Below are 10,207 nucleotides of genomic sequence, written 5' to 3' on the forward strand. Positions count from 1 at the left end.
CCCCGCCTCGGGCGGCAGCGGCCGTGTCACAGGCCCAGCGCCGCAATGCCGGCCCGGGCGATCTCGGCGTCTTCGGACGATTTCACGCCCGACACCCCTACCGCGCCCACTACTTCGCCGTCGGCCACAATGGGCACGCCGCCTTCCAGCATGCCTTCCAGCAAGGGGGCGGACAGGAACGCCTGGCGGCCATTGTTGATGGTTTCTTCGTAAAGCCGCGATTCGCGGCGGCCCAGCGCCGCGGTTTGCGCCTTGGCCGGCGCGATGCGGCCGGAAATCGGCGCGGCGCCGTCCAGGCGCAGCAGACCCAGCGGGTGGCCGCCATCGTCGACGATGGCGATGGTGACCGCCCAGCCGTTCTTCACGGCATGAGTTTCGGCGGCCGCCAGCACTTGCTTGACGTCTTCGGCGGTCAGCGTGGGTTTGGTTTTCATTGCAGCGATTCCTTGATCTGTTCGAGTGAGGAGGGATCTTCGATGGTGGTGAGGTCGCCCGGGTCGCGCCCTTCGCATACCGCGACAATGGCGCGGCGCAGCACCTTGCCCGAACGGGTCTTGGGCAGGGCGGCCACGAACCGGATGCGGGCCGGCCGCGCCACCGCGCCCAGCTGTTCCTCCACCACGCGCATGATATCGCCTTCCAGCGCACGCGCGGCCTCGGCGCTGGCGGCCTGGCCGGGATCCTTCAGCACGGCGAAGGCCATCGCCACCTGCCCTTTCAGCGCATCGGCCACGCCCACCACGGCGCACTCCGCAATGCCGGCGTGGCTGTTGACGGACTCTTCGATCTCGCGCGTGCCAAGGCGGTGACCGGCCACATTGATCACATCGTCGGTGCGGCCCAGGATGAACCAGTACCCGTCTTCGTCGACACGGCCCCAGTCGAAGGTGGAATACAGCTGCCGGCCGGGAATGGAAGTGAAATAGGTTTGCACGAAGCGCTCGTCGTCGCCCCAGATGGTGGACATGGCGCCTGGCGGCAGCGGCGGCGCAATGGCCACCACGCCTTTCTCGCCCGGCCCCAGGTCGGCCCCGGTGGACTCGCTGACGATGCGCGCGTCGAAACCGTATACCGGGAACGACGGGCTGCCGAAACGCGTGGGCACGCGTTCCACGCCGGGTTGCGCCGAAAGAATGGGCCAGCCGGACTCGGTTTGCCAGTAGTTGTCGATGATGGGCTTGTCCAGCCCCTGCGAAATCCACTGCGCGGTGGGTTCGTCCAGCGGCTCGCCGGCCAGGTAAACCGCCCGCAATGACGACAGGTCGTGGCGCGACAGCAATTCGGGGGCCTGGCGCTTGAGCACTCGCACGGCCGTGGGCGCGGAGAACAGTGTGTTCACTTTGAAGCGCTCCACCAGCTTCCAGAGAATGGCGCCGTCGGGCCGTACCGGGGTGCCTTCGTACAGAATGGTGGCCTGCCCGCCGATCAGGGGGCCGTAGACAATGTACGAATGCCCCACCACCCAGCCTATGTCGCTGGTGCAGAAGTACGTATCACCTGGCTTGCCGTCGAACAGGTATTCCATGGACGAGGCCAGCGCCACCGCATAGCCGCCTACGTCGCGCTGCACCCCCTTGGGCCTGCCGGTAGTGCCCGAGGTGTACAGGATATAGCTGGGTTCGGATGATTCCAGCCACTGTACGGGCACGTGCGTGCCCTGGTGGCGCGCGCGCAGCCCGGCGTAGTCGTGGTCGCGCCCGGGCTGCAGCTGGCACGGCGCCAGCCCGCGGTTCAGCACGACAACGGCGCCAGGCGGCCGCGCGCACAGGCCCAACGCCTTGTCGAGCAAGGGCTTGTAGGGCACGACCTTGCCCGCGCGCGATCCGGCATCGGCCGACACCACCACCTTGGGCGCCGCATCGTCGATGCGCTGGGCGAGGTTCACCGAGGCAAAGCCGCCGAACACCACGGAATGCACGGCTCCCAGGCGCGCGCAAGCCAGCATGGTGAACACGGCCTCGGGGACCATGGGCATGTACAGCAGCACGCGGTCGCCGCGGCCCACGCCCTGTTCGCGCAGCATGGCGGCCACCGCGTTGACTTCATCGTGCAGTTGCTGGCGCGTGTACGTGATTTCTTGATCGACTTCGGTGGACACCCAGATCAGGGCCGGCTGGTCGGCCTGTTGCGGCAGCCAGCGGTCGACGGCGTTGTAGCAAAGATTGGTATGTCCGCCCACGAACCAGCGAGCAAAGGGCGGGCGCGAATAATCCAGCACCTGGTCGAAGGGCTGTTCCCAGTGGATACGCTCGGCCTCGTCGCGCCAGAACGCATCGCGGTCGTCGATGGAACGGCGATGGAAATCTCGGGTTTTCTGCATGGACTGTCTCCGGAGTGGCTTCGATTCTGCGATCTGTTGCCGCTATTGTGAACGCCAAAGCTTGCATCAGGCTTGCCAGCAATCATGGGGAATTCCCCATGCCGCGCGGCCCGCCGGTCACTAAATTTCCGTTTGAAATCGGGCATTTGCTAGAATCGCGGCAATTTCTCCAGCAACCGCGAGCCTCGCGGCTCCTTCGGGCAGGCATGCACCGGCAATTTGCGCGTACGGATTCCCCGAACAAACCAGGCCGTGGCCCGGCGCTGCTGGCCATCGGCCTGTGCGTGCTGCTTGCCGGTTGTGCGGGAAACAGCGGGCGCCGCGGCGCCGACGGCGACGCGCTCAGCCCCCAGGATCTGGCCCGCGCCTCGGCGTCCGCAGACCCCATCGGCGCGCTGGTCCAGCGCAAACTCAGCCGCGAACGGCAGCAAGCCATCGCCGACCCGCTCGTCAGCGAGGCCCTGGATCAATTGGGAGTGCGCTACCGCTATGGCGGCTCGTCGCCCGACACCGGCTTCGATTGCAGCGGGCTGGTCACCTATTCCGCCCAGCGCGCGCTGGGCCTGAAACTGCCGCGCAACTCGTCGGCCATGGCCCTGATGGGCACGGCCATCGATAAGAAACAGCTACAGCCGGGCGACCTGGTGTTCTTCAACACCCTGGGCCGGCGTTATTCGCACGTGGGCATTTATCTGGGCGACAACCGCTTCGTGCATGCACCCAGTTCGGGTGGCGTGGTGCGCATCGAAAAAATGACGATGGCCTATTGGACCAAACGCTACAACGGCGCGCGGCGCCTGGAAAGCGCCCTGGTGGCCGCCACCCGCGACAGCGGCACCCCGTAAAAAGCCGGGGAAATCCCCGGCCCGTCAGCCCGCCATCAGTGCATGGAACACAAGCCGCATTGCTGCAGGGCTTGCTGCATGCTGCACACCGAACGCCGACACGCCACCACCCGGATGCCACCGCGCTGGGCCGCGTTGCGGAAAGTCTTCATGACGTTGTGGCCCAGGAAATCGGTCAGCAGAATGACCAGTTGCGTGCCCGACGGCAACTGCAGCGTTTTCTTCTGGTGCGAAGGATCGCGCCCACTGATGTGATGCGTGATCGAGATGTTGTGGCCTTTCAGCAGGTCTGGAATATTTCCCAGCCTGTCCGCGCCCACTACTACTGCGCTAAGCGCTGTTGCCATGATATTGACTCCAGATCGTTGAGAAGTGGAGTTAATGATAATGATTCCTATTTTTTAGTCAACACAAATGAGATCGGTTCTTATTTAATTATTTTAATCGCCGACTGCCCGGGCATAGCATCCCTCATTGTCATCGCCCTGAAACAAAAACCCGGCCGGAGCCGGGCTTGCATGCGGGCGTCGGGCGCTCAGGCGCGGCTGCCCTGGACCGCTTCGGTGACCACGTCGCGCGTCAGGCTGGGCGCCATCATTTCCAGGAAGGTATAGACGTAATCACGCAGGAACACCCCTGCCTTCACGCCCACGCGCGTGGTGTGCGTGCCGAACAGATGGCCCACGGGCAGCCCCACCAGGTTGCCGTCGCGGCGCGGGTCGTAGGCCACCCCCGCGATAATGCCTATGCCCAGGCCCACGTCCACATAAGTCTTGATGACGTCGGCATCGATGGCTTCCAGCACGATATCCGGGTGGATGCCCTGGCTGGCGAACACTTCGTCTATCGTGGTGCGGCCGGTGAAGGCGCGGTCGTAGGTCACGATGGGATGCTCGGCCAACTGCGCCAGCGTAATGTTGCGGGCGGCGCTGGAGGTGAGCTCGGCCAGGGGATGGTCGGGCCGCACCACCACGGTATGTTCCCAGGCATATACGGGCAAGGTGGCCAGGCCCGGAGTCAGGGCCAGCGATTCGGTCGCCAGCGCCAGGTCGGCCTGCTCATGCAGCACCATCTCGGCCAATTGCGCCGGGCTGCCTTCCGCCAGCGACAAATGCACTTTGGGAAACTGCTTGCGGAACCCGGGAATGACCCGTGGCAGCAGATACCGCGCCTGGGTGTGGGTGCAGGCAATCACCAGGCCACCCTCGTCGCGGCGGGCGAACTCGTCGCTGACTTTTTTCAGGTTGTCGACCTCGCGCATGATGCGGTCGATGACCTGCGACACCGCCAGGCCGGGCTTGGTCAGCCCCTTGATGCGCTTGCCATGCCGCTCGAAAATCTTGATGCCCAGCTCATCCTCGAACTCGATGATGGCCTTGGATACGCCGGGCTGCGACGTATACAGCATGCGCGCCGCTTCAGTCAGGTTGAAGTCCCGGCGGATGGTCTCGCGCACGAATCGGAATTGCTGCAGGTTCATGATGGCCCCTGATAGATCGGCCAATTATAGGTAATATAGAACCTGTTTTATATTATTTCTGGTTATAACCTTAGAGGGACAGCCAAGCCGGAAGGGCCGTTCCCAAGATCTGCGCCTGACCATGGCGCTACCTTAGCCGCCGCGGCGAGTCTGCGCCGCCGCTACCAGGTGTCCGGCTCCCGCCAGGGTGCCAGACATCGTCTAACTAAGACCGTCGTGGCACACAACGGTGTCCGGCACCTTCGGAGCCGGACACCCGGCAGTACCCCTGCAAAGCGCCCGCTTGCTTCGCGCTCAGCGCATCGAGATCGTGGTGTTGACCGTGCGGCCATGCGCCGACCAGCGCGCAGTGACCGTCTTGGTCTGGGTCCAGAAACTGACGGCCTGCTTGCCATTGGGACCCAGATCGCCCAGCTTGGAGCCGCGCGAGCCGGTGAAACTGAACCACGCCACCGGCACGGGAATGGGAATGTTGATTCCCACCTGGCCCACGTCGATGTTGTTCTGGAAGAAGCGTGCCGCGCCGCCGTCCTGGGTGAACAGCGCCACGCCATTGCCGTTGGGGTTGCGGTTGATGAACTCGACCGCGTCTTCCAGAGTGTCCACGCCCACCACGCACAGCACCGGCCCGAAGATTTCTTCGGTGTAGATGGTCATGTTCTCCGTCACGCCCTCGAATACAGTGGGGCCCACGAAATTGCCCTGCTCGAAGCCCGGCACCGTCAGGTTGCGGCCATCCAGCAGCAGCTTGGCGCCTTCATCCACGCCTTGCTGGATCAGGCCCTCGACGCGCTTCTTGGCATTGGGCGACACCAGGGGGCCCAGGTCGGCTTCCCGGTCGGTGCCGGCATTGACTTTCAGGCGCTTGGCGCGCTCGACGAAGTCGGGCAGCCAGTTGCGCGCCTCGCCCACCAGCACGGCCACCGAGGCGGCCATGCAGCGCTGGCCCGCGGCGCCGAAAGCCGCGCCCACCAGTTGATTCAGCGCCACTTCGGGGTCGGCATCGGGCAGGATCACGCAGTGGTTCTTGGCGCCCATCATGGCCTGGCAGCGCTTGCCGGCGTTGGAGGCACGGTGGTAGATCTCGGAACCCACCCGGGTCGAGCCGATGAACGACACGGCCTTGATGTCGGGGTGCTCGCACAGGCCGTTGGCGATCTCGGGCCCGCCATGCACCACGTTCAGCACGCCCGGCGGCAGGCCGGCTTCCAGCGCCAGCTGGGCCAGGAACAGCGACGAGGTCGGATCCTGCTCGGACGGCTTGAGCACGAAGGTATTGCCGCACGCGATGGCAATGGGAAACATGAAGCACGGCAGCATCACGGGGAAGTTGAACGCCGTAATGCCGGCGCACACGCCCAGCGGCTGGATCAGGGTGTAGACGTCGATGCCCCCGGCGGCGTTCTCGGCGTATTCACCCAGCTGCAGGTTGGCGATCGAGCAGGCATGCTCCACCACTTCCAGGCCCCGGCCCACTTCGCCTTCGGCGTCGGGCAGTGTCTTGCCGTGTTCGCGGGTGATCATCTCGGCCAGCTTGCCGGTGTTCTCGCGCAGCAGCTGCTGCAGCTTCAGCATGACCCGCATGCGCGCGCCCTGGCCGGTATTGCGCCAGGTCTGGAAAGCCTCTTTGGCGTTGGCCACCGCCAGGTCCAGTTCCTCGCGCGTGGCGAAGGGAACGCGGGCGACTGCTTTCTGCGTGGCCGGGTCGATCACGTCGCGCCATTCAGTCGTCTTGGATTGCACGAGCTGGCCGCCGATCAGCAGCGGTACGCTGGGAACTTCACTCATGAGTTGCTCCTCGTAGATAAACGGATTCAATCGGGGAAGCGCGTAGCGCTTCGAAAATGGGATTCATCATTTCAACAGCGGGCAGGTCGAGTCTGCCAGCGGCTGGAAGGCCTCCTGGGCCGGAATGGTGGCGATCAGCCTGGAATAGTCCCAACCGCCCTTGGATTCACCCGGCTTCTTCACTTCGTACAGGTACATGTCGTGGATCACGCGGCCATCGGGCCGGATGCTGGCATTGCGCATGATCGGATCCTTGATGGGCAGTTCGCGCATCTTGTCGGCCACCGCCCGGCCGTCGGTGCTGCCCGTGGCCGCCACGGCCCGCAGATAGTGCAGCACGCTGGAATACACGCCGGCCTGGGTCATGGTGGGCTTCAGGCCGCGGAATGCTTTTTCAAAGCGGCCGGACCACGCGCGCGTGGCATCGTCGTAGTCCCAGTAGAAGCCATCCACGTAAGACAGCCCCTGGGCGTTCTCCAGGCCCAGCGCGCGCAGGTCGGACAGGAAGATCAGCAGCGACACCAGCCGCTGGCCGCCTTCGACAATACCGAATTCGCGGGCCTGCTTGACGGCATTGACCGTGTCCTGGCCGCCGTTGGCCAGCGCCACCACCTGCGCCTGCGAGCTTTGCGCCTGCAGCAGGTACGACGCGAAATCGGGCGCATTCAGCGGATGGCGCACCGAACCGGCCACGTTACCACCCAGTGCCTTGACGGCCTTGGTAGTATCGGCCTCCAGCGAATGCCCGAAAGCGTAGTCCACCGTAATGAAGTACCAGGACTTGCCGCCGGCGCGTACCGTGGCCTTGGCGCCACCGGCCGATTGCGAATACGTATCGAACATCCAGTGAAAACCCACCGGCGAACATTCTTTGTTGGTCAGCGCCGTGGTGGCGGGGCCCGAGAACATCACCACCTTGTTCTTTTCGCGCGCAATGCCCTGCACCGCCAGCGCCACCGCAGAATTGGTCAGGTCGGCGATGGCCGTAACGCCGTCCCGGTCGAACCATTCGCGTGCCCGCGAAGCCCCCACGTCGGCCTTGTTCTGGTTGTCGGCCGACACCAGTTCTATTTTCATGCCCTTGCACTCGGCGGCCAGGCAGTCGTCAATGGCCAGTTGGGCCGCCGCCACCGAACCCGGGCCGCCCATGGCCGCGTACGTGCCCGACATGTCCGTCAGGACGCCGATCTTGACAGGGGGTTGCTCGGCCGCCATGGCCGGGCCCGCCAACAGGGCGCCCAGGCACAAACCTGCGGTCAGCCCGCGAGCGTGCAGTTTCATGATTTGTCTCCGGTGATAGTTATTGGTGTCGCGGCGGGCCCCTGGCGGGTCCAGCCCGCCTAGTGTAGATGTGTAAAAATCTTCAAGCAACAGCACAAATTGCACATTCGTTGTGCATAAATAACCAAGGAAACCCACATGCTGGATTGGGATAGCCTGCGCTATTTCCTGGAGGTGGCACGCACTCAGCGCGTCAGCGCGGCGGCTCGGAAACTGGGGGTGGAACACACCACGGTGTCGCGCCGCATCCGCGCGCTGGAAGCCGAGCTGGACTCTTTGCTGTTCGAAAAATCGCGCAGCACCGGGTTCGTGCTGACCGACGACGGCCACCGGCTGTTCGTCTACGCCGAGCAAATGGAAAGCGCGGTGCACACCGCGCGCGAAAACCTGTCGGGCATCGGGCAGGCACTGTCGGGCCACTTGCGCATCGGCGCCACCGAGGGCTTCGGCAGCTACGTGCTGACGCCACTGGCGGCCGACTTCCAGCGCCGCTACCCACACATCACCCTGGACATCCTGCCCGTGCCGCGCTTTGTCAGCCTGTCCAAGCGCGAGGCCGACCTGGCCATCACCATCGAACGCCCGCAACGCGGGCCTTATGTGTGCACCAAGCTGTGCGACTACACGCTGCGGCTTTACGGCACGCCGCAGTATCTGGGCCGGCATGCGCCCATCGGCACGCGCGCCGACCTGGCCCACCATACTTTCATCGGCTACGTGGATGAACTGCTGTTCAGCGAACGGCTGCGCTACCTGGAAGACGTGCTGCCAGACAGCCGCGTGACGCTGCGCAGCACTAGTGTGATCGCGCAATATCACGCGGCGCTGCAGGGGCGGTCACTGGCCATTCTGCCCTGCTTCATCGCGGCGCAAGACCCCCGGCTGGTGCCGGTGCTGGAAGCAGACATCGCCATCACGCGCAGTTTCTGGATGTACTGTCACGAAGACCTGCACAAGCTCAAGCGCATGGCCGTGCTGTGGGACTTCATGCGCCGGTCCATCATGCGCAATACCGAATTGCTGGCGGGCCGCCAGGGCGCGATGCGCTATTTGCCGTGAACCTGGGCCTGCTTGGGCGCCTTCACGCGCAGGCGCCGCATCAACAGATAGACCGCCAGGCCCAGCACCACCACATGCACCGCCCAGATACCCACCCCGAAGGGCAGCTTGCCGCCGCTGATCCAGGCACGCGACAGGTTGATCAGGTTCATGTACAGCAGCCCCACCATGCCCGCGATGAGCAGGTCGCCCGAACGGCCCAGGCGCGGGTTCACCGCCCCCAGCGGAATGGCCAGCAGCGCCAGGTTCAAGGCCGCCAGCGGCATGGCCACGCGCCACATGATCTGGGCCCACGAACTATCGGTATCGTCGGCAATCAGTTGCAGCGTGGGGCGGGCCTTGCTGGAACGCTCGGCGGCCGCGCGCGCTTCGGCGATGGGGTCGCCGGAACGGCTTTCCAGGCGCACGCCGTATTTGTCGAAATCCACCAGGCGGATCTCGGGCGTGCCGGGTTTCAGGTCGTAGCGATGGCCGCGGCCCAGCACCAGGAAGCGGTCGCCGTTGGGTTCGGTCTGGATGCGGGCGCCGCTGGCCGTCATTACGCTGTGCCATTCGGGGCCGATTTCCCGGGCGAACACATTACCCAACTCGTCTTCGGGGCTGGCCGGTTCCTCGGCGAAAAATACCCGCGCACCCTCATTCGATTCAGCGAACTGGCCGGCGGTGACTTTCGACAGGTCGGAGCGCTGTTCGAAGCGTTCGCGGTATTCCGCGATCTGGCGATACGCCCAGGGAGACGCAACCAGGGTCAGCACGGCGGTGACCACGGCCACGGGCACGGCCACGCGCAGCACCGGGCGCAGCCAGTCGGCCAGCGACAGGCCGCTGGCGAACCACACCACCATTTCCGATTCGCGATAATTGCGGGTAACGGTGGTAAGCACCGCGATGAACAGCGACACCGCCAATACCGTGGGCAATGCCGTAATGGTGGAAAACGCCGCCAGGCCCAGCACCACGTCGGCACCGATGGTGCCACCGGCGGCCTCGCCCAGCAGGCGCACCAACAATACGCTGAGCCACACCACTACCAGCGTGGAAAACACCACGCCCGCATGACTGGTGATCTCTGAGACGACAGACCGTTTGAATAGAGACATGTGAAAATATGCGGGATAATCAACCGCACTGCACCACGCACACGGGAATCCTCCATGGAATTTAGCACACAGACCACCGCCTCCCTGCATCAGATCAAGACCGCCGCACTGGCCGTGGGCGTGTACGCCGACGGCGAACTCAGCCCCGCGGCCGACATCATCGATCGCGCCAGCAACAACGCCGTGCGCAATGTCGTGAAGGCCGAATTCCGCGGCCGCGCGGGCGCCACGCTGGTGCTGCGTGCCCTGCCCGGCGTATCGGCCCAGCGCGTGGTGCTGGTGGGGCTGGGCAAGCAAGGCGAATACGGCGCGCGCGCGCACGCCGCGGCCGAAC

10 protein-coding genes are annotated in these 10,207 nt (G+C 64.8%); 3 read left to right on the top strand and 7 right to left on the bottom strand.

The window, feature by feature from the left end; all coding sequences use genetic code 11:
- Positions 1 to 26 precede the first annotated feature (26 nt).
- Positions 27 to 434, bottom strand: a complete 408-nt coding sequence (locus LPZ50_RS16005; protein ID WP_230662514.1) for a GlcG/HbpS family heme-binding protein — start codon at positions 432 to 434, stop codon at positions 27 to 29.
- A complete protein-coding gene (locus tag LPZ50_RS16010) occupies positions 431 to 2,320 on the bottom strand; it encodes a propionate--CoA ligase (protein ID WP_230662516.1) in 1,890 nt (629 codons plus the stop codon). The genes LPZ50_RS16005 and LPZ50_RS16010 overlap by 4 nt, the downstream gene beginning before the upstream one ends.
- Before the next feature lie 206 nt (positions 2,321 to 2,526).
- Here LPZ50_RS16010 and LPZ50_RS16015 point away from each other — a divergent pair, with 206 nt between their 5' ends.
- A complete protein-coding gene (locus LPZ50_RS16015; protein WP_230662518.1) occupies positions 2,527 to 3,165 on the top strand; it encodes a C40 family peptidase in 639 nt (212 codons plus the stop codon).
- A gap of 35 nt (positions 3,166 to 3,200) precedes the next feature.
- Here LPZ50_RS16015 and LPZ50_RS16020 read toward each other — a convergent pair whose 3' ends face one another.
- The 4 genes from LPZ50_RS16020 to LPZ50_RS16035 form a co-directional block, all read right to left on the bottom strand.
- Positions 3,201 to 3,512, bottom strand: coding sequence for a DUF2325 domain-containing protein (locus tag LPZ50_RS16020; protein ID WP_230662520.1), 312 nt, complete (start codon positions 3,510 to 3,512; stop codon positions 3,201 to 3,203).
- A 188-nt stretch (positions 3,513 to 3,700) separates the two neighbouring features.
- Entirely contained in the window at positions 3,701 to 4,645 is a 945-nt protein-coding gene (locus LPZ50_RS16025) for a CysB family HTH-type transcriptional regulator (RefSeq protein WP_230662522.1), read from the bottom strand.
- Between the two features lie 294 nt (positions 4,646 to 4,939).
- Positions 4,940 to 6,433 (bottom strand): CoA-acylating methylmalonate-semialdehyde dehydrogenase, encoded by a 1,494-nt coding sequence (locus LPZ50_RS16030; RefSeq protein WP_230662529.1) that lies wholly within the window; start codon positions 6,431 to 6,433, stop codon positions 4,940 to 4,942.
- A 66-nt stretch (positions 6,434 to 6,499) separates the two neighbouring features.
- On the bottom strand, positions 6,500 to 7,714 hold the full coding sequence (locus tag LPZ50_RS16035; RefSeq protein ID WP_230662531.1) for an ABC transporter substrate-binding protein: 1,215 nt from the start codon (positions 7,712 to 7,714) through the stop codon (positions 6,500 to 6,502).
- A gap of 138 nt (positions 7,715 to 7,852) precedes the next feature.
- On the opposite strand from LPZ50_RS16035, the gene LPZ50_RS16040 reads away from it, so the two are divergent.
- On the top strand, positions 7,853 to 8,773 hold the full coding sequence (locus LPZ50_RS16040) for a LysR family transcriptional regulator (RefSeq protein ID WP_230662533.1): 921 nt from the start codon (positions 7,853 to 7,855) through the stop codon (positions 8,771 to 8,773).
- Here the strand turns inward: LPZ50_RS16040 and lptF are convergent.
- The gene (lptF, locus tag LPZ50_RS16045; RefSeq protein WP_230662535.1) at positions 8,761 to 9,873 is read right to left on the bottom strand and encodes an LPS export ABC transporter permease LptF; all 1,113 of its coding nucleotides are present in this window, start codon (positions 9,871 to 9,873) and stop codon (positions 8,761 to 8,763) included. The genes LPZ50_RS16040 and lptF overlap by 13 nt on opposite strands.
- Positions 9,874 to 9,927: 54 nt before the next feature.
- Here lptF and LPZ50_RS16050 point away from each other — a divergent pair.
- Positions 9,928 to 10,207: M17 family peptidase N-terminal domain-containing protein (locus LPZ50_RS16050; RefSeq protein ID WP_329957668.1), on the top strand; the 280-nt coding region annotated here is incomplete at its 3' end.

Origin of the sequence: Bordetella petrii (genome assembly GCF_020991325.1) — a bacterium.
Classification (GTDB): Bacteria; Pseudomonadota; Gammaproteobacteria; order Burkholderiales; family Burkholderiaceae_B; genus Bordetella_A; species Bordetella_A petrii_E.